Source organism: Algibacter amylolyticus (assembly GCF_014202225.1).
In the GTDB taxonomy this organism is placed as follows: domain Bacteria; phylum Bacteroidota; class Bacteroidia; order Flavobacteriales; family Flavobacteriaceae; genus Algibacter_B; species Algibacter_B amylolyticus.
This window is the reverse complement of the sequence record NZ_JACHGE010000002.1, coordinates 669,913-689,774: the sequence shown is the minus strand read 5'-3', so window position 1 is coordinate 689,774 and position 19,862 is coordinate 669,913. Positions and strand designations below refer to the sequence as shown.

At 32.3% G+C, this 19,862-nt stretch carries 16 protein-coding genes; 9 read left to right on the top strand and 7 right to left on the bottom strand.

Annotation, left to right across the window (positions count from 1 at the left end; all coding sequences use genetic code 11):
* Positions 1 to 116 precede the first annotated feature (116 nt).
* From HNQ90_RS07730 to HNQ90_RS07720, 3 genes are all read left to right on the top strand, one after another.
* On the top strand, positions 117 to 788 hold the full coding sequence (locus HNQ90_RS07730; protein ID WP_144117353.1) for a hypothetical protein: 672 nt from the start codon (positions 117 to 119) through the stop codon (positions 786 to 788).
* Positions 789 to 951: 163 nt separating this feature from the next.
* A complete protein-coding gene (locus tag HNQ90_RS07725; protein WP_144117351.1) occupies positions 952 to 2,562 on the top strand; it encodes an AAA family ATPase in 1,611 nt (536 codons plus the stop codon).
* 213 nt (positions 2,563 to 2,775) lie between these two features.
* On the top strand, positions 2,776 to 5,514 hold the full coding sequence (locus tag HNQ90_RS07720) for a WG repeat-containing protein (RefSeq protein ID WP_144117349.1): 2,739 nt from the start codon (positions 2,776 to 2,778) through the stop codon (positions 5,512 to 5,514).
* 274 nt (positions 5,515 to 5,788) lie between these two features.
* On the opposite strand, the gene HNQ90_RS07715 is transcribed toward HNQ90_RS07720, so the two are convergent.
* Complete coding sequence (locus HNQ90_RS07715; protein WP_144117347.1) at positions 5,789 to 6,259, bottom strand: ankyrin repeat domain-containing protein; 471 nt, start codon at positions 6,257 to 6,259, stop codon at positions 5,789 to 5,791.
* A gap of 243 nt (positions 6,260 to 6,502) precedes the next feature.
* Positions 6,503 to 8,683 (bottom strand): catalase/peroxidase HPI, encoded by a 2,181-nt coding sequence (katG, locus tag HNQ90_RS07710; protein ID WP_144117345.1) that lies wholly within the window; start codon positions 8,681 to 8,683, stop codon positions 6,503 to 6,505.
* Positions 8,684 to 8,987: 304 nt separating this feature from the next.
* Here katG and tpx point away from each other — a divergent pair, with 304 nt between their 5' ends.
* The 6 genes from tpx (at position 8,988) to ribB (ending at position 16,270) form a co-directional block, all read left to right on the top strand.
* Positions 8,988 to 9,494, top strand: a complete 507-nt coding sequence (tpx, locus tag HNQ90_RS07705; RefSeq protein WP_144117343.1) for a thiol peroxidase — start codon at positions 8,988 to 8,990, stop codon at positions 9,492 to 9,494.
* Positions 9,487 to 9,855, top strand: coding sequence for a diacylglycerol kinase (locus HNQ90_RS07700; protein WP_144117342.1), 369 nt, complete (start codon positions 9,487 to 9,489; stop codon positions 9,853 to 9,855). The genes tpx and HNQ90_RS07700 overlap by 8 nt, the downstream gene beginning before the upstream one ends.
* Positions 9,856 to 10,015: 160 nt before the next feature.
* Positions 10,016 to 12,430 (top strand): DNA translocase FtsK, encoded by a 2,415-nt coding sequence (locus tag HNQ90_RS07695; RefSeq protein ID WP_144117340.1) that lies wholly within the window; start codon positions 10,016 to 10,018, stop codon positions 12,428 to 12,430.
* A 47-nt stretch (positions 12,431 to 12,477) separates the two neighbouring features.
* Complete coding sequence (lolA1, locus tag HNQ90_RS07690) at positions 12,478 to 13,113, top strand: outer membrane lipoprotein periplasmic chaperone LolA1 (RefSeq protein WP_144117338.1); 636 nt, start codon at positions 12,478 to 12,480, stop codon at positions 13,111 to 13,113.
* 9 nt (positions 13,114 to 13,122) lie between these two features.
* Positions 13,123 to 15,093, top strand: coding sequence for an LptF/LptG family permease (locus HNQ90_RS07685; protein WP_144117336.1), 1,971 nt, complete (start codon positions 13,123 to 13,125; stop codon positions 15,091 to 15,093).
* A 31-nt stretch (positions 15,094 to 15,124) separates the two neighbouring features.
* Positions 15,125 to 16,270 carry a 3,4-dihydroxy-2-butanone-4-phosphate synthase gene (gene ribB, locus HNQ90_RS07680; protein WP_241678389.1) on the top strand — a complete coding sequence of 382 codons (1,146 nt, stop codon included), beginning with the start codon at positions 15,125 to 15,127 and terminating at the stop codon, positions 16,268 to 16,270.
* 82 nt (positions 16,271 to 16,352) lie between these two features.
* Here ribB and HNQ90_RS07675 read toward each other — a convergent pair whose 3' ends face one another.
* From HNQ90_RS07675 to HNQ90_RS07655, 5 genes are all read right to left on the bottom strand, one after another.
* Positions 16,353 to 16,871, bottom strand: coding sequence for a lipocalin/fatty acid-binding family protein (locus HNQ90_RS07675; protein WP_144117333.1), 519 nt, complete (start codon positions 16,869 to 16,871; stop codon positions 16,353 to 16,355).
* Positions 16,872 to 16,940: 69 nt separating this feature from the next.
* Complete coding sequence (locus HNQ90_RS07670; RefSeq protein WP_144117331.1) at positions 16,941 to 17,402, bottom strand: T9SS type A sorting domain-containing protein; 462 nt, start codon at positions 17,400 to 17,402, stop codon at positions 16,941 to 16,943.
* Positions 17,403 to 17,468: 66 nt separating this feature from the next.
* The gene (locus HNQ90_RS07665) at positions 17,469 to 18,251 is read right to left on the bottom strand and encodes a hypothetical protein (RefSeq protein ID WP_144117330.1); all 783 of its coding nucleotides are present in this window, start codon (positions 18,249 to 18,251) and stop codon (positions 17,469 to 17,471) included.
* Positions 18,252 to 18,268: 17 nt separating this feature from the next.
* Positions 18,269 to 18,874, bottom strand: a complete 606-nt coding sequence (locus tag HNQ90_RS07660; protein ID WP_144117328.1) for a hypothetical protein — start codon at positions 18,872 to 18,874, stop codon at positions 18,269 to 18,271.
* Positions 18,875 to 18,965: 91 nt separating this feature from the next.
* Positions 18,966 to 19,862, bottom strand: a complete 897-nt coding sequence (locus HNQ90_RS07655; RefSeq protein WP_144117326.1) for a hypothetical protein — start codon at positions 19,860 to 19,862, stop codon at positions 18,966 to 18,968.

The following is a 19,862-nucleotide window of genomic DNA, read 5'->3' as shown; positions in this document are numbered from 1 at the left end:
TTAACCAAAGTTTGTTGCGTGTTTGTTAGCTTCTGATTTTCCTTCGGAAAATCCTCGCACACAAACACGCAACTTTCCATATACATAAACGTTGTGCATAATATAAACCTACTGTTATGAAGAATAAATTGATTTTTATTTTGTCCCTTTTTTCACTTCTATTAATAAGCTGTGAAAAAGAACCAATTCCTGCAAATATTGAGACATTGGTATATGGTAAAATTTATGATTCAACGAACGATATACCAATAGTAAATGAAAAAATAAAGATAGCCGAATACAAAACTATAGGAGTGCCTTCTGGAATCAGTTATATTTTTCAAGGATTTGTTGATTCAACAACAACTGACATAAATGGAGAATATAGTTTACCATTTAATACAACTGGAAATGGCAATCTATATCAAATACAACTTGATTTCAACGAACAAGTACATATACCTAATTTAACGGAATCTATTCAAGAAGAAAATATTGGAACCCAAAAAGAACAAAATTTTGAAGCTTTAAGACTTTATCCAATAAATTTAAGAATTATTACTTCTGATGAAATAAATCAAGAAATACACATACATAAACAACATCCTTCGAGACAAATTGACCCAATACCAGCATTAAATCAAAATTCTGTTAGAAGAATTTGGGTCGATAAAAATGTAGAGAATGAAATTAATTTTCAAATTCTAACTACGAGTCCATATTTGAATCATTCTATCACAATTCCACTAAATAATACGTCGGAATTATATGAATATCAAGTAGAAATAAGTTCAACTGATTTTCAATAAATACTATGCACAACAACGTATATAATTTATTGCTAGTTCTAGCCTACTTACGAAAATCCTCGCGGATTTTCTATTCGGTTTTTATTTGTTAACTTAGTTACTTAACCACGCAACAAACCATATACAAACACGTTGGCAACAAGCTAAAAATAACAACGAATCAATGAAAGTCAAGAAATTAAAATTAAAAAATGGATACAAGAGATTTCACGAATTGACTATTGAATTAGGAGATAAACCAAAAAGAATTATTGCTTTGGTTGGTTCAAATGGTTGTGGAAAAAGCAGTGTAATTGATAGTATGCTTTTCCTTAATAATTCTTGGGGTAAAATTGGAAATAAACGAGGCAAAGACCACAATTATCATTCAATGAATCAAACCCAAAATTATGATTCTAGTAATGTTAGCATTGAATTTGAAAATGGAGATTTCCAAAAAATTAAAGAAGACAAAAACAAACTTGGAAAACACAATACAATGTTTTCTTTTAGAAGCCCTTACAGATATAATAACAACTTAAAAGTAAAAGAATCAAAAGCGACTTCTGACATAACACTAAATAGTTACGGAGCTACTGCATCATCCGATTTGGATGATAAAATGGAAGAAAACTATAGAAGATTGTATATTAAGTACAATGATTATCTTAATAAACAAGATTGCACTCCTAGTCAAGCAAAACATAAAATAATTGGCGATTTAAACAAGTCTTTACAGAACTGTTTGGATTTAGAAGTGTCAAGTATTGGAAGTATTGAATCAAATGAGGGAACATTGTACTTTATAAAAAAAGATCATCCAAATAGATTTGAGTTTAACGTTTTATCTTCTGGAGAAAAAGAAGTTGTGGACATACTTTTGGATTTGTATTTAAGACAAGAGGAATACAATGATACAGTTTTTCTACTTGATGAACCTGAATTACATATAAATACAGCTATTCAAAAAAAATTACTACTTGAAATAAACAATCTTATTGGTACAAATTGTCAAATTTGGATAGCAACTCATAGTATAGGTTTTTTAAGAGCATTACAAGAAGATTTAAAAGACGATTGTGATATACTTCATTTTCAATCAAATATTAATTGGGCATCAACACCGCAAGTTTTAAAACCAATCAAAAAATCATTAAAAAAATGGACAGAAATATTTGAAACTGCTCTGGATGACTTGACTGGATTAATAAGTCCAAGAAGAATAATATATTGTGAGGGTTTGGATAAACCAAGTTCAAATGGATTAGAAAAAGGATTTGATGCTAAAGTTTTTAATAACATTTTTGGAGAACAATATCACGACACACTTTTTATATCAAGTGGCGGAAATACAGAATTAGACCAAAGAAGTGAAATTGCTTTGGCTTTATTAACTAAAGTTTTTTCAGACATAGAAATACTTGTTTTTAAAGATAGAGACGTTTCATCAGGAAAACTAAATGATGAAAATGACAGACAAATATATCTTCAAAACAATCCAATTTTTCATAGAATTATGAAGAGATGGGAAATTGAAAATTATTTGTATGATAAAGAAGTTTTGAAATCATACTGTTTAGCAAATAGCTTAACTTTCAATGAAACTGAATATGACAAATTCGTAACAGATATTGTAAATCAAAATCTAAAAGATGCAACAGGACGAATTAAAAACTATTGCGGAATTACAACAAGCATTAATGCAGAAAGATTTAAAATAACATTGTCGGACTTTATCACATCTGATATGAACGTGTATAAAGAATTGGAGCAGTGTATTTTTGAAAGAAAGTAAAGCCAGTTGCCAACACCGTATATAATTTATTGCTAGTGCAAGCTTACTTACGAAAATCCTCGCGGATTTTCTATTCGGTTTGTATTTGCTAAATTACGTGCTTAACCACGCAACAAACCATATATAACAACGTTAGCAAATATTAGAACAAAGAATACCAACATCTAAGAACCGAATAAAGTTAATGTAATACATACTTTTAAAAAATTAAATATGAAAAATATATTTACGCTACTATTAATAACCGCTATAAGTTTTACTTCATACGCTCAAGAATGGGAAACAGTAGAAAATAGAGGACCAGACGGGTGTTATACCACTCAAATTATAGAAACGGTTGAAATCAAAAAGAAAACTGCTCTAGATTCTGAAAAATACCATTATATAATAAAAATTACTTTTGAAAACCCTTTGGATGTTGGAATATCCTTTGATTTTAGATATCACGATTCTTATGGAGAAAATACTGGAAGAATAACTTTAAAACCAGGAAAGAAAACTACAAGTGAAGTTTATCGAGAAATATCTAAAAATGTTGATTGGAAAACTGCTTTAAATATTCAACCAATAGAAACGAGTAAATTAAAGTATATAGACTTTGAAATATTAGGGGAAAAAATTTGGCAATCCGAATATATAAACTGCCTCGAACACTTTCATCTTTACAAGAAGAAAAAAATGAAAGAAATTAGAGATAAAAAAGAAAATGGAAATAAAGATGAAAAATCAGATAACATCAAACAAACAACCAAAACCTCAAAAAAAAGAGTAGATAATGAAACTACTGAAGCCAAAGGGTATGAGGTATTAGATGTAGACACTTCAGAATTTGAAGCAGAAAAGTTAAGAAATCAAAAGTTATTAGAAGAGCAAACAAAAAATCGTGATGAAGAAACTTTAAAAAAGGAAAATAAAGCTAAATTTAAAGCAAAGCAACTTGAAGATGCTCAAAATTTTATAGCTAATCAAAATGCTGCAACAGAAAAATATGATGCAGCACTAAAAAATCTTGGCAATTCCTTAACTACTGAATTTACTGAAATGTCTAATAGTTGGGCAAGAGAGCAAGATTATATCAATCAGATATCTAGTCTTTCTCAAATAAAATCAACAAGTGTAACTGGTATTATTAAAGAAGCTAGGCAGAAACAAAAACAGCTAGAAGATGTTTTTAATAGAAAAGCTAGAGACCTAGACAAAGAGCTTGCCACATCAAGAACCCGAGTACTAGCAGCTGCAAAGAATGAAACACAGGCTGCTGTAGGGGAATTATTAGCAACAACAGCTACAGTTTTAGCAAGAAGAAAACTTCAAAAAGACGAACGTGAGGCAAGACAAAATCTTGAAAGGCAGAAAGAACGAGAACTTTCAAAAATTGCAGAAAAACTAAAAGAAAAATATTACCCAATAAAAAGTCAATCTTTAGAAGCAGCTACACTAGCCGTTAAAGAAGAAACAGAGTTATATTACCTTAAAAAGTATGAATTTGCAAATTGTATGATTGAAAACGCAAATGATATTATAAGAGGTAGCAGCAGCTACTGTAATGACCCTAAAACAAAAAATAGTATTAATAAAAAGCATACTGGTCAATCGTACTATGAAGCATATAAAAGAAAGAGTAAAAGCCTAATACCCGAGATTCAAAACAAAGCTGGATATTTTTTAGAGTTAGCTATTAATAAAGAGCCTACAAATACAAAATGGCTACTAGAAAAATTAGATAAGTTTGAATTAAGTACCAAGCAACAATTAGCTATAATGAAACATTGTTTGGAAATTGATCAAAAAAATTTAAAGCTAAAAAAGAAATACACTAAAAAACTTAGACTTTATTCTAATATGAAATATGCTATAGAAAGCAATAAAAATGATGTAAATAAAGTTGATGTAAACAAAATTAAAGAACAAAAACTAAAAGATTTAAATCCAGAATTTGAGGATGTCAAATTTGTAAGTAATAATGTATTCTTAATTTCTAAATTTTCGGGCAAAATTATAAAAGTGAAATCTAGATCTATTCTTGGTGACAAATTTAGTAAGAAACTATATGGATTAGTTGACAGTTTAGGCAATATTATTGCACCAATGAAGTATAACGAAATAGGTGTTTTTTCTGAAGGAAAAGCTACAGCTTTAATCAAAAAAAAATACGGATTTATAAATTTAAAAGGTGAAACGGTTATACCTTTTGAATTTAAATATAAACCATCAGAATTTAAAAATGGTTACAGCATTATTTATAAATTAGATAAGGTATGGAAATTAATGTTTAGTGAGGAAAAAACTTTTAAATTATTTATTGACTCTTCAGGAAAAGAAATTAATGGCAAAAAGTACGATGCTTTAAATGATTTTTCAGAAGGTTTAGCATTAGCAGAAAAATCAAAACTAAACTCATATGAACAAAATTTTATAGATAAAAAGGGTAACGTTGTTATACCATTAGACAAATATTATGGGGTTAAAAGTTTTTCTGAAGGATTGGCGGCTGTGCAAATTAAAAGTAAAAAAGCAAGAGAACAATCTATTCAGAAATGGGGTTTTATAAATACGTCAGGTGATGTAATTATTGATTGTGTATATGATAATGTAACTTCTTTCGTCAATAATCAAGCTACAGTACAAAAAAACAATAAAGAAGGAATCATAGACAAACAAAATGCTATTGTAATACCAATAGAATATGATAAAATTTTTGATTTTGTAAATGGTTACGCACTTATTGTGCTTGATAACAAAATGGGTTTAATAAACAAACAAAACGAAATTATAGTACCTCCCATTTATGATGCTAGATATTATAATAACGATATGAATTTTGGAGCTATTATTCCAAATTATATTTTTCTTAAAAAAAATAATAAATGGGGTGTATTAAATAAAAATGGAGAAGTAGCAGTTGATTTTAAATATAATAACAAAGAAACTATTTTTGAGCTATTTGATTAATAGTGATTAACGAGTTAGAAAAAAAATTAGAATTATATATAGTTATAAATAACATTTGCTAACCCCCGTATAAAACAAATAAAAAAACAATAAACACTTATAGCTCATTAAACTTTACCGATTTTCACGCGTTAGGGATTGCAGTGAAAAGCCCACAGCCTGACGAAGGAAGTGCGAGGACTTGCAACGTAAAGCCCGACCCTTGGGGGGCGCCCAAATTTTCACAAAAAACACATCTCATTTTTAACCGCTATACCAACAGGCTGTAAAAATCCTATTTTAAAAGCTCTACAAGCTCACTAAACCCTTTTTCCTGTGCATAATTTAAAGCTGTTTTACCTTTAAAATCTTTAATTGTTTTATCGGCCTGATGTTCTAAGAGTAATTTTACGCTTTCAATTTTATTGTATTGGGTTGCAAAAGACAAGGCTGTGGTTCCGTTAATATTCACTTCGTTTACATCTGCCCCATGCTCTATTAAATACTTAGCAAATGCTATATTGCCTTTAAAACTCACGCCAATTAAAGCGGTATTACCCGAGGCATCTTTTGCATTTATGGGTGCATTATGCGCTATTAATATTTTGGTTGCGGCTTCGTTATCAAAATAAGTGGCCAGAATTAATGGTGTAAACCCACGTTCGTCTTTGGCTTCGGCTAATTTAGGGTTGGCACTTAACAAGGCCTTTAACACGCTGGTTTGTCTGTTTTTTATACTCTCAAAAAGGCTATCAATGTTTTCCATGTTTTTAATTGTATTAAACCTGTTTTTTACTTTATGTTAATTAGTTACGCTGTGTCAGTTCGAGTGATTTTTTTATTAAAAAAATTGTATCGAGAACAAGTAAAACTCGTATTTAAGTTATAGCGCCTACGCGTTTTTTAAAGCATAACATTAAAATGTAAAACGGGATTATTTTTATTTCAACTCAATAAAAAAGGAATGAATTTTTAAATCCATTCCTCTTTTCTGCTATGTTAATTATTGTTATTTAATATCGAAACGATCTGCATTCATTACTTTAGTCCAAGCGGCTACAAAATCTTTAACAAATCGTTCTTTGTTATCATCTTGCGCATATACTTCGGCATAAGCACGTAAAATGGAATTAGAACCAAATACTAAATCTAGTCGTGTTGCGGTATATTTTACAGCACCTGTATTACGGTTTCTAATTTCGTAAGTACCGTTATCCAATGGTTTCCATTCGTAAACCATATCGGTAAGATTCACAAAGAAATCGTTAGTTAATGCGCCTACTTGCTCTGTAAACACACCGTGTTTTGTACCACCATAATTGGTTCCCATAACACGCATACCACCAACTAAAACAGTCATTTCGGCAGCCGTTAAACCTAATAGTTGCGTACGATCTAACATAATTTCTTCTGGACTAACCGTATATTGTTTTTGTTGGTAATTTCTGTAACCATCTACCAACGATTCCATAGATTCAAAAGAGTCTACATCGGTCATCTCTTGCGCAGCATCTCCTCTACCTGGAGCAAAAGGCACCGTCATGTTCATGCCTGCATTTCTAATGGCACGCTCGACACCTACATTACCCGCTAGTACAATGGTATCGGCAACACTAATTCCAAATTCTGCTGCAATAGGCTCTAAAACAGCTAATACCTTTTGTAGTTTTGCTGGCTCATTACCTTCCCAGTTTTTTTGAGGCTCTAAACGGATGCGCGCTCCGTTGGCACCACCTCTAAAATCACTTCCTCTAAATGTTCTTGAACTATCCCAAGCGGTAGTAACTAATTCTGAAATACTTAAATCTGTAGCTGCAATTTTAGCTTTTACCGCTTCAACATCATAATTACCATTACCTTTTGGAATTGGATCTTGCCAAATTAATTCTTCTTGAGGTACATCTGGACCAAACCAACGATCTCTAGGTCCCATATCGCGATGTGTTAATTTAAACCATGCACAAGCAAAAGTATCTGAGAAATAATCGAAATCATTTTTAAATTTTAATGAAATCTCTCTGTAAATTGGGTCCATTTTCATGGCCATATCTGCATCGGTCATCATTGGATTATGTCTGGTGGTTAAATCTTCAACATCAACAGGTTTATCTTCTTCCTTAATGCTAACTGGCTCCCATTGATCGGCTCCCGCAGGACTTTTTCTAGATTCCCACTCGTGGTTAAATAACATCTCGAAAAAACCATTATCCCATTTTGTTGGGTGCGTTGTCCAAGCACCTTCTAAACCACTTGTTACAGTATATTTTCCTTTACCTGTGTTTGTTGGGTTTGCCCATCCTAAACCTTGTGCTTCTATACCTGCAGCTTCTGGCTCCGGACCTAAAATACTAGCATCGCCATTACCGTGCGTTTTACCTACGGTGTGTCCACCGGCTGTTAGTGCTACGGTTTCCTCATCGTTCATGGCCATACGCTTAAATGTTTCACGAACTTGTTGTGCCGTTTTTAATGGATCTTGCTTACCATTTACACCTTCTGGGTTTACGTATATTAACCCCATTTGTACGGCTGCTAAAGGATTTTCCATGGTGTCTGGAGTATCAACACTAGTGTAACGCTCATCACTAGGCGCTAACCATTCTTTTTCTGCACCCCAATACACATCTTTTTCTGGGTTCCAAATATCCTCACGTCCAAAGGCAAAACCATAGGTTTTTAATCCCATACTCTCGTAAGCAATAGTTCCTGCCAGAATAATAAGATCTGCCCAACTTACTTTGTTACCATATTTTTTCTTGATTGGCCAAAGCAAACGTCGTGCTTTATCTAAACTCACATTATCTGGCCAAGAGTTAAGCGGTGCAAAACGTTGATTTCCTGTACCTCCGCCTCCACGACCATCGGCTAATCTATATGACCCTGCAGCATGCCACGCCATTCTAATCATTAAACCGCCATAATGTCCCCAATCTGCTGGCCACCAATCTTGACTATCGGTCATAAAATCATGTAGATCTTTTTTAAGCCCTTCAACATCTAAGCTTTTTAAGGCTTCTTGATAATCGAAATCTTCACCTAGAATATTTGTTTTTAAATCGTGTTGATGTAAAATATCTAGATTTAAACTATTAGGCCACCAATCGGTTACTGTTTTTTCAACTGCGGTGTTCGATCCATGCATGAAAGGGCACTTTCCGCCGCTTCCTGATCCATTTTTAAGATTTTCCATGTGATATATTTTTTTTAAGAGAGTTAAATGTTTCTAAAACAAATTTAGAATCTTAATAGCTTCAATTAAGCTATAATTAATTCTTATGACTTATACTTAAATCAATAAAATTTATCGATAATCATAAAGTCATAACTTTTCCTTATAAATATAAGAAAAAATTATCTTCAATATAAAATCCACATGTTAATTAATACATATTTTTTTAAGGTTAAGAGAATTAATAAAATTGAAAAAAACTACATGTTATATCAATTACAAGTGTTAATTATTCTTATTTTTATAAAAATTTAAAAATAACATTATGGCAACAATAACCTTAAAAGGAAACCCAATAAACACATCAAGTAATTTACCAGAAGTAGGAACAAAAGCACCAGACTTCTTATTAACTACAACCGATTTGGCAGTGCATAGTTTAACTAACTATAAAGGCAGCAAAGTGGTTTTAAATATATTTCCTAGTATTGACACAGGTACCTGTGCACAATCTGTAAGAACATTTAATAAGGAAGCAAGCGAATTAGAAAACACCAAAGTATTATGTGTTTCTCGCGATTTACCTTTTGCTCAAGGTCGTTTTTGTGGTGCCGAAGGTTTAGATAATGTTGTGAATTTATCTGACTTTAAAGATGGCAGCTTTGGTAAAGCCTATGGTTTAAATATTGTTGATGGCCCATTAGAAGGTTTACACTCGCGTTGTGTAGTTGTACTTGATGAAAACGGTACTGTAAAATACACGGAGCAGGTTGGAGAAATTGTAGACGAACCAAATTACAAAGCTGCCCTAGAAGCGCTTCAAGATGCCTAAAAAAGAATCATTTTTAATAAACCGATTAAAAAGTGTTGGATATGCCTTTAAAGGCGCTGTCCTACTTTTAAAAACCGAGGCTAGTATAAAAATTCAGTTCGTAATAGCTATTATTGTTACGGTTTTGGGGTTTTATTACAACATTTCATCTACAGAATGGATTGTTCAAATATTAGCTATAGGTTTAGTTATGAGTGTTGAAGGTGTTAATACGGCAATTGAAGAAATTGCAAATTTTATTCATCCAGAACGTCATGATAAAATTGGTTTAATAAAAGATATTGCTGCAGGGGCTGTTTTTATAGCCTCTGTTTTTTCTAGTATTATTGGGCTTATAATATACGTTCCTAAAATATTTTAAGGGCAATTTAAAAGTGCCCCTTGTCTTCTTATCGCACTTTTAAAAAAAATTACATGCCTTGCTTAGCAATTTTTAAAAATAAAGTTTCGTTAACGTTAGTAATTTGTATTTTTGTTCAGTTATAAAATACAATCCAAATTTTTGAAATCGCACACCATTAATGGCTAAAAGCAAACCAAAGACTAAAAAAGAACCTAGAAAAAAATTAAAAGCACCTAGTTTTAAATTGTCTAGTCAACAAAAGTTGGTTTTAGGTAGTTTTCTTGTTATTACAGGACTATTGCTTTTTATTGCCTTTGTTTCTTTTCTATTTACAGGAGAAATAGACCAAAGTACACTATCCGACTTTACATCTAGAGAAGTAAAAACACAAAACTGGTTAAGTAAATCTGGCGCTTGGTTAAGCGACTTTTTTATACAACGTGGTTTTGGTGTAGCCTCCTTTATTTTTTCAGGATTAATATTTTTATCTGGTGTTTATGTTTTAATGAACCTCGCGACTACTAAATTAAGAAAACACTGGTTTTGGGGTGTGCTTATAATTATTTGGCTGTCTATTCTTTTTGGATTCTTCGGCAATAAAAACGATATTTTAGGTGGTGTAGTTGGTTTTGAAATTAATAGCTTCCTACAAGACTATATTGGTAAAATTGGTACTGCGCTCCTACTTTTGTTTGGGTTAATTACCTATTTAGCTATTCGATTTAAAGTAACTTTCGAGAGTATTACAAATCTTTTTAAATCGGCTAAAAAAGATATTAAAGATGAACTTCAAGACATGAAAGATGATGTTGTTGTTCCTTTTGATAATAGTTTATCTGATGAAGCTGAAGCTATAAAAACAGCACACGAATTAGCCTTAGAAACTAAAACACCAGAACCGAAGCCTATAGTTACCGAACCTAAACCTGTGGTTACTAAACCAAAAATAGAAACAGCACCTTTAGAAGTAAAACTACCAGAACCAGAAATTGAAGAAGAACCCGAAGCCTTAGAAATTAAGGTTGAAGAAGTTATTGAAGAAGGTTCTGAAAATGATAATTTGGCAAATAAACTTGTTGAAGACTTTGGTCAGTTTGACCCAACTTTAGAGTTATCAAAATACCAATACCCACCGCTCGATTTATTAAAAAAGTACGATACCGAAGGTATTACTATTAACCAGGAAGAGCTTGAGGAAAACAAAAACAAAATTGTTGATACGCTAAACAATTATAAAATTGGCATTTCTAGTATTAAAGCAACCATAGGACCAACAGTTACATTATATGAAATTGTACCCGAAGCCGGAATTCGTATTTCTAAAATTAAAAATTTAGAAGATGATATTGCTTTATCACTTGCCGCATTAGGGATTCGTATTATTGCTCCAATTCCTGGAAAAGGGACTATTGGTATCGAGGTGCCAAACAAAAATTCGACTATCGTTTCTATGCGTTCTGTTATTGCTTCAAAGAAATTTCAAGCCTCAGAAATGCATTTACCAATTGCTTTAGGTAAAACTATTAGTAACGAAACTTTTGTAGTCGATTTAGCTAAAATGCCTCACTTGCTTATGGCTGGTGCTACGGGTCAAGGTAAATCGGTAGGTTTAAATGCCGTTTTAACCTCGTTACTTTATAAAAAACACCCTGCCGAAGTTAAGTTTGTTTTAGTCGATCCTAAAAAAGTAGAGCTTACGCTTTTCAATAAAATTGAACGTCATTATTTAGCAAAACTTCCAGACGAAGCCGATGCTATTATTACAGATAACACTAAAGTTATCCATACGCTAAACTCATTATGTATAGAAATGGATAACCGTTACGAAATGCTAAAAAATGCACTTTGTAGAAATATAGCAGAATACAACGTTAAATTTAAAGCTAGAAAACTAAACCCTAACGATGGGCACCAATATTTACCATACATTGTTTTAGTAGTAGATGAGTTTGCCGATTTAATTATGACTGCTGGTAAAGAAGTAGAAACACCAGTTGCCCGATTAGCACAATTAGCACGTGCCATTGGTATTCACTTAATTATTGCAACGCAACGTCCTTCGGTTAATGTAATTACGGGTATTATTAAAGCGAATTTCCCTGCTCGTATTGCCTTTAGAGTATCTAGTAAAATCGATTCGCGAACTATTTTAGATGCTGGAGGAGCCGACCAGCTTATTGGTCGTGGAGACATGCTTTATACACAAGGAAACGACATGATAAGGATACAATGTGCCTTTGTGGACACGCCAGAAGTTGAAAAAATAGTAGACTTTATTGGTGCACAAAAAGCATATCCAGATGCTTATTTACTGCCAGAGTATGTTGGCGAAGAAAGTGGCACAAGTCTTGATATAGATATATCTGATAGAGACAAACTGTTTAAAGATGCGGCTATAGTTATTGTAACAGCCCAACAAGGTTCGGCCTCGTTATTACAACGTAAATTAAAATTAGGTTATAATAGAGCTGGTAGAATAATCGATCAATTAGAAGCAGCAGGAATAGTAGGTCCTTTTGAAGGTAGTAAGGCAAGACAAGTATTAGTAACAGATTTAATTGCCTTAGATCAGCATTTAGAAAACGAAATATAATTAAGTACCCTTTTCGCTTACGCGGAATTAAAAAATTTAAATTTTCAATGAAAAAATTATTAACTGTATTATTAATTACACTTTCAATAAACGCCTTTGCTCAAAACAAGGCTAAAACATTATTAAATGAAGTTTCAGAAAAAGTAAAAAGCTATGACAATATTTCTCTAGATTTTAAGTACACTTTAGAAAATATTTCAGAAAACATAAAGCAAGAAACTAAAGGAGATGTGGTTATGCAAGGTGAAAAATACCGATTAAACATACTGGGTATTACAAGACTTTTTGATGGTAACAGCATGTACAGCATTAGTACTGAAGATGAAGAAGTAACCATAACATCTAACATCGATGAAGAAAATGATGCCATTACACCAAGTAAAATGCTTTCTTTTTATGAAGATGGTTATACCTATACTTTAGATATCGTTCAAAATATAAACGGCAGAAAAATACAGTACGTTAAACTTTCACCTATCGACTCGAATTCCGAAATAAAAAGTATTCTTTTAGGTATTGATGCACAAACAAAACACATCTATAACCTGATTCAAATTGGCGATAACGGAACAAAAACAACACTTACTGTTAATTCTTTTAAAACTAATGAGCCTTTATCAAAAACCTTATTTACCTTTGATGCTAATAAATACCAAGATTATTACATTAATAAATTAGACTAGACATAACGAGTGAAAATTCTAGATCGCTACATAATAACAACATACCTTAAAACTTTTTTCAGCGTGTTTATCATACTCATGCTGATTTTTGTTTTACAAACCATCTGGCTTTATATAAAAGAGCTAGCCGGTAAAGATTTAGATATAGTAATAATTTTTAAGTTTTTGGCTTATTTTATGCCTAAGCTTATCCCTTTAGTTTTGCCGCTTACCATTCTTTTAGCATCCATTATGGTGTTTGGTAGTTTTGCAGAAAACTATGAGTTTGCAGCCATGAAATCCACAGGTATTTCGTTACAGCGTGCCATGTCTGGGTTAAGTATTTTTATTGTAGGCTTGGGTATTGTAACCTTTTTCTTTTCAAACAATGTTATTCCTTGGGCAGAGCTTAATTCTTATAACTTAAGAAAAAACATTGCTAAACTAAAACCTTCCATGGCTATTGCCGAAGGCCAATTTAACCCCATAGAGTCTACACCATATAACATAAAGGTAGAAAAGAAAAGTGGTGATAGAAATCAATATTTAGAGGATGTTACCATACACCTTAAAGGCGATGATGGCAGATCGAACGCTACCGTAATTACCTCTAAAAAAGGCGAACTTGCTAGTCAAGAAGACTCTAACGTATTAAAACTAATTTTAACCGACGGGTATTATTACAGCGATATTAACCCTAAAAAGAGAGCCGATAAAAATAAAAAGCCCTTTGTAAAAAGTAAGTTTGAAACCAAAATTATAAACATCGATTTATCGAATATGAATGATGTCGATTTTGATGAGCAGTCCCAAACCGACAAATACAACATGTTAGACGTTAATGGATTAACCAAAACCATCGATTCATTGGTATTAAAATATAACGATGAAACTGAAGCATTTTCTAAAAATCTATTAACTCGTACCGGAATTACCCAGAAAATGCCAACTAGAAAAAGAATTAGTGACACCATCAATTATGATGGCCCTATTCTCGATCTATTCGATACGAAACAGAAAATACAATTGGTGGATGTTACTTCAAAATCCATGATTAGCTCCAAACAATTTATAAATACAAGAGATGCCTCAATGAAGGTTTCTAAAACATGGCTTAATAGACATGTTATTTCGCTCCATGAAAAATTTGCCTTAGGTTTTGCCTGTGTAATTTTATTCTTTGTTGGTGCACCTCTAGGCGCTTTAATTAGAAAAGGTGGTATTGGCTTACCGTTAGTTATTGCTATACTCCTATTTTTAACCTATCACTTTATTGGCATTTTCGCTATGAATAGTGCTAAATCTGGAGATTTCAATCCCATTCTAGCACCTTGGTTCTCAACATTACTCATGCTTCCATTGGGTGTTTTCTTAACTAAAAGAGCAACGGCCGATAGAGGTTTAGTGGATTTTGGAGGTATTGTAGAACCTTTTAAAAAGCTATTTAAAATCAAAGAAAAAGATGCTGTCGATTTTAAATTTTTACAAAATTATAATAATGAAGAGCTAATTAACACCATTAATAATTTTGATACGTTAAACCATGATGAGACTGTAAAACATAAGGCGCTTGAGTTATTAACCTCAAGAGGTTTAACCACTTCAGACTTAAGAGCAAGCAATTTAGCTATCAATGAAAGTTACGACACTACTGAAGCTATAAGCACAAATTACAAAGAACATTCTAAATTCGCCTTAGTACTTTATATTATAGGTATTGTGTTACTCATCCTGTTCTTTGTGTTTAAAAATAATAAATTAGTACCGCTGGCAACAGCATCTACACAACTTAGTATTATTTCATTGATATTATTTGTTGTGTATTATATAAAATCGATAATTAACAGCTATCAATTTTATAATCAAATCAATAAAACAGAAAACAAACCTGGTATTGGACTTTTAATACTTGGACTGCCTTTATACTTTATTGTTCATTTTCTATTAAGAGAAAAAATGAAAACTGACTTAAAGGCTTATTGTTTAGAATCCTTAAAATAAGCCATATCTTTGCATTATGATGGTTAACACTATGACACAAAAAGTAAAACAAGAGTTTAAGCTAAATACTATACACGAAGCTATAGACGACATAAGAAACGGAAAAGTTATTATTGTTGTCGATGATGAAAATCGTGAGAATGAAGGTGATTTTTTGGCTGCTGCCGATAAAGTAACACCGGAAATGATAAACTTTATGGCCACTCATGGTAGAGGTCTTATTTGTGCACCTTTAACCGAAAACAGGTGTAAAGAGCTTGAACTAGGTATGATGGTTCGTAACAATACGGATCCTATGGAAACGGCTTTTACAGTATCGGTAGATTTAAGAGGAAATGGTGTTACTACCGGTATATCGGCTAGCGATCGTGCAAAAACCGTACAAGCCCTAATTAACGATGATACTAAACCTTTTGAATTGGCTAGACCGGGACATATTTTTCCTTTAGTTGCTAAAGAAGGTGGTGTTTTAAGACGTACAGGCCATACCGAAGCTGCGATAGATTTTGCTAGACTAGCGGGTTTAAATCCTGCAGGCGTAATAGTAGAAATCATGAATGAAGATGGTTCTATGGCTCGTTTACCTGAACTATTTAAAGTTGCTAAAAAGTTAGATTTAAAAATAGTTTCTATTGAAGATTTAGTAGCCTATAGAATGCAACATGATTCTTTAATTGATAAAAAAGAAGATTTTCAAATTGAAACTCGCTTTGGAAGTTTTAGATTAAGAGCATATAAGCAAACCACTAATAACCAAGTTCATATAGCTTTAACAAAAGGCCAATGGAAGGATAATGAAGAGGTGCTTACTAGAATTAACTCCACCTTATTTAATAATGATATTTTAGGCACATTAACCAATAATGCCGACCAGCAATTGGACGATATGTTTAAGGTTATTAATGACGCAGGCAAAGGCGCTATACTGTTTATTAATCAAGAAATTCAATCGATGAATATATTGAGTCGATTATCTTTTTTAAAGGAACATCAAACACCAAATGAAGTAGCTAGAGCACCAAAAATTAATATGGATAATAGAGATTTTGGTATTGGTGCACAAATACTGCACGACTTAAACATACATAAACTTAAATTAATCTCGAACACCAAACAAACTAAACGTGTTGGTTTAATTGGTTATGGTTTGGAGATTGTGGATTATGTTAATTACTAGACCCTATAAGGTTTTAAGTTAGACTTAAAATAAAAAGGAGCGTAAAGTTAAATACTTTGTGCTCCTTTTATTTTTTTTTAACTTATTGTAAATCATAAACAAATCTAATACCTTCGTAATATTCAATAGAATCCCCGGAGTCATCTGAATACACGGGTATTTCAGAATTATAAATTAGTTGAGAACCTGATATAGTTCCAACAATACTTTCTCCATTTATTAATAATGTTCTATTACTTTCTGTTTCTGACCATGTGAGATCTGCATTAAAACTTTCTCCTTGAATACAAGCAGCTTCAACCGTATTTCCATCTGCTCCAACATAAAGTGCTAAAGTACTTGCCGCTGAAAAAAGCCCAGTTTTATCACTTTTAAATGTCAGGGTTTGATTAAATGTACAATCCAATTCCGAAAACAAATCATTCGATTCAGTTCCGTCTTTGTTAAAATCATAAACATTTTCTGTAGTTATTGAAGTCACTTTCCACACCTCAACGGTAGTTACTTTCTCATCTTCATCATCACTGCAATTAAACGCTAGTAATGCGAGAAAAATTATAGTTAAACTTCTTAATTTGATGTTGATTGTTTTTGTTTTCATAATACTGATTATTTTAAATTTATTTAAGACTACTTTTAATTTTTATTCTATTTTACATTCAGATTTATATTATTTTATAATAACTTTTTCTGTAATCATCGCATTGTTATATTGTACATTTATCAAATAGATACCTACAGGTAAACCATCTAGCGCTACCCTATTTGTATTATTAACAGAGAGCACTTTTTTTCCTAATAAGTTATACATATTAATTTTATCTATTGGGTGCGAGGATTCTATATTAATAACATCTGATGTAGGGTTTGGGTATATTTTAAAACCCGATTCAAACTCTAAATTATTTGAAGATAAAGTGATTTGCTCCATATCACCATTAATAAAACCTTCGGAAAGAAGCATACTATTAACACGCAATTCTTGCACATTAACTTCACCAATTGTGTAAACCATTTGGATGCCATCAGCACTTGCTAATCCTCCTCCAGAATCTATACTAAATTTGTCTATGGCTTGAGAATTTCCCAAATAGGAAATTAATAGACTTAATATTATAATTTTTGTTTTCATGATTTTATTTTTTTAGTCTGTTTTTAATTATTAATACGTGTATACAATTTTTACACCTTTAATTTTCTATGCCCCAAAAGCGTCCCAATTTCTACAATATACTCGAACAAAATACCCGCCATTATTGTTATCTACAACATGATCGAGTGCTACCGTTTCTTCGATAATATCAGTCGAATTTCCAGTCGTTTCAATAATATCTGAAACTAAAGCAAAACCAGGTTCAAAACTTTCTTTAATTAATTGTATTGCTAGTTGAGCCTCCGAATTATCAATGTAATACACTGTAAAAGTATCTATATGTACGCCATGAGGCAATTGTACTGAAGCCTGTAATACGCATACTGATGTAGACCCATTGGTATTAGTTATTTCTGCTCCACCCGGACCTATTGAATTGAAAAAAGAACACACCTCATTATTGGGATAAAACACAGCTGCTGGAACACTTAGTACATGCTGCTTTTTAGCAACATTTAAAGCATAAGGCACAGCCTTAAACTCAGTTGTTCCCATATCAACTAAACCATCTCCTTTATCAATTAAAACATTTAGAAAATGAGTGTCTATGCCCCACTCTATACTTGTAAAATCTGGACTTCCAGTATTTAATGTTCCTTCTCCAATATTGATAACTATAATGCCTTTATCATCGGTAGTTGGTTCGTGAATTTCAGAATACACATTGGTTTGCGCAGCACTTTTTAATATATTAAACTGCACCTCTATTTTTGTGTTGGCTATTAAATTACCACTTCCGTCTGTTATAATAGCCTTATAATTAATACCTTTTTGAGCAAAAGCCATGGTTGTTAAAAACATGATGAATAGCGTCATTTTTGTTTTCATAATTAAATCGTTTTAAATTATTTAGTTTGAAATAGTTTTTCTGCATCTGAGTAACCTACACCACTAAAACTAATTGGTGTAAAGGACAGTGTTCCCATGGCTTCATCTGCTAATTTATCTTCTTCAAAACGAATTTTCATGTGTGATACCTCCGCAGTTCCTGAAGCATTTAGGTTCGATAAATCTAAGGTGCCGCTAATTTTACTTTCTGGAACACGCTTGCCTCCTTTTACTTTAAGTTGATACATGGCACTCATAGTTCCGCCACCTTTTTTTGGTGTTTTAAGAATGGCTGTAGCTTCTTCTAATAAATCAGTATCGCCATCATAAAAAAGCTGCACACTTTCCTTACCTTTTTCTAATTGTTTTGTAAACGTAATAATAGCTGTGCGCTTTTGCGTTTTTTTATGCCGGCTTACAATACCCGAGGCTTTGGTATAATTCCAAGCTTCACCGTTTATGTTACAGAGAAATGTACCTTCCTGTTTTTTAATGGTTTCACGCGGCGTTTCTTTTTTAACGACCTCTGCCTCTGGCGTTTTATTTTCAACCGTTGTTTTTGTGTCATTTTTACAAGACAAAACAAGTATGGAGAGTAGTAAAATGACTTTGAATGCTTTCATGGGTTTAGATTAAAGTTTGTATACCATTAAATTTATAACTAACTTAAATTAAGATTTTCGCAGTAATATCTATATAAATTCAAGACCGAAATTATTTATATGTACCACACATACATGGATAATTAAAATTTGGACCAATCCCATTAAACACTTTTAAATACGTTTTAAAAGGATTACTCCCGTTTTCTATAAAAGTTGAATCTTCGATACGTATTTCTCCTATTGTTCCTCGACCACTATCTCCAGCGTTAATATTGAGCCCTTGAGCATTATTTTCATGAGCACTTGGAAAATAGGTATTATTTACATTGTAGGTAATTGGTGTAATTGCCCAAAATCGTACTTGATCAATACTACTTAAATTAGCTTCATCATAGTTTCCTAAAACTATGGCTTGGGTTATTTGCTCTAGAGTAAAAGCACGTACATTAGGATCTCCAGGATAGGTTGCTTCACACATTTTTTGTGCAGCCTGCCATCCGTGTTTTCCATTATATTGAAATCTTGCATTAGAGCTTATTGAACTTCTTCCTAAAATATAAGGTTCAGGAAGTGTAATAATTCTTTCTGCAATTTGAGAATGTTTAGCATAAGGCACTGCCATAAACTCGGTGGCATCAAAATTAATAGTGCCACCGCTATAAGTAATGCTTGTTTGTAAAAAATGAGGGTATTTACCCCATTCAATAGTGCTAAAGTCACCTATACTTGGAGTGGTGTCTGTACCTATGTTTAGTATTACTAGTCCGTTAGCATCGGTGGTGTAATTATGGTCTTCTTGATATACTACAGCCCCCGATGCTGTGTTTTGATGAATGCTAAATTGTACCGTCATGTAAGTATTGCTTAGCACATTGTCATCGGCATCTTTTAAAATGGCTTTATAGTTAAAGCCTTGTTGGGCACTTACTAATTGAGTAATTGCTACAAAACATAGCATGATTAATCCTTTTACAATGGTTTTGATTTTTAGCTTAATCGTAAACAT

What these genes read in the sequence shown, in the direction of transcription:
- HNQ90_RS07730 (WP_144117353.1), top strand. Translation starts at nt 117, where the DNA reads ATGAAGAATAAATTGATTTTTATTTTGTCCCTTTTTTCACTTCTATTA.
- HNQ90_RS07725 (WP_144117351.1), top strand. Translation starts at nt 952, where the DNA reads ATGAAAGTCAAGAAATTAAAATTAAAAAATGGATACAAGAGATTTCAC.
- HNQ90_RS07720 (WP_144117349.1), top strand. Translation starts at nt 2,776, where the DNA reads ATGAAAAATATATTTACGCTACTATTAATAACCGCTATAAGTTTTACT.
- HNQ90_RS07715 (WP_144117347.1), bottom strand. Translation starts at nt 6,259, where the DNA reads ATGGAAAACATTGATAGCCTTTTTGAGAGTATAAAAAACAGACAAACC.
- katG (WP_144117345.1), bottom strand. Translation starts at nt 8,683, where the DNA reads ATGGAAAATCTTAAAAATGGATCAGGAAGCGGCGGAAAGTGCCCTTTC.
- tpx (WP_144117343.1), top strand. Translation starts at nt 8,988, where the DNA reads ATGGCAACAATAACCTTAAAAGGAAACCCAATAAACACATCAAGTAAT.
- HNQ90_RS07700 (WP_144117342.1), top strand. Translation starts at nt 9,487, where the DNA reads ATGCCTAAAAAAGAATCATTTTTAATAAACCGATTAAAAAGTGTTGGA.
- HNQ90_RS07695 (WP_144117340.1), top strand. Translation starts at nt 10,016, where the DNA reads ATGGCTAAAAGCAAACCAAAGACTAAAAAAGAACCTAGAAAAAAATTA.
- lolA1 (WP_144117338.1), top strand. Translation starts at nt 12,478, where the DNA reads ATGAAAAAATTATTAACTGTATTATTAATTACACTTTCAATAAACGCC.
- ribB (WP_241678389.1), top strand. Translation starts at nt 15,125, where the DNA reads ATGACACAAAAAGTAAAACAAGAGTTTAAGCTAAATACTATACACGAA.
- HNQ90_RS07675 (WP_144117333.1), bottom strand. Translation starts at nt 16,871, where the DNA reads ATGAAAACAAAAACAATCAACATCAAATTAAGAAGTTTAACTATAATT.
- HNQ90_RS07670 (WP_144117331.1), bottom strand. Translation starts at nt 17,402, where the DNA reads ATGAAAACAAAAATTATAATATTAAGTCTATTAATTTCCTATTTGGGA.
- HNQ90_RS07665 (WP_144117330.1), bottom strand. Translation starts at nt 18,251, where the DNA reads ATGAAAACAAAAATGACGCTATTCATCATGTTTTTAACAACCATGGCT.
- HNQ90_RS07660 (WP_144117328.1), bottom strand. Translation starts at nt 18,874, where the DNA reads ATGAAAGCATTCAAAGTCATTTTACTACTCTCCATACTTGTTTTGTCT.
- HNQ90_RS07655 (WP_144117326.1), bottom strand. Translation starts at nt 19,862, where the DNA reads ATGTTTACGATTAAGCTAAAAATCAAAACCATTGTAAAAGGATTAATC.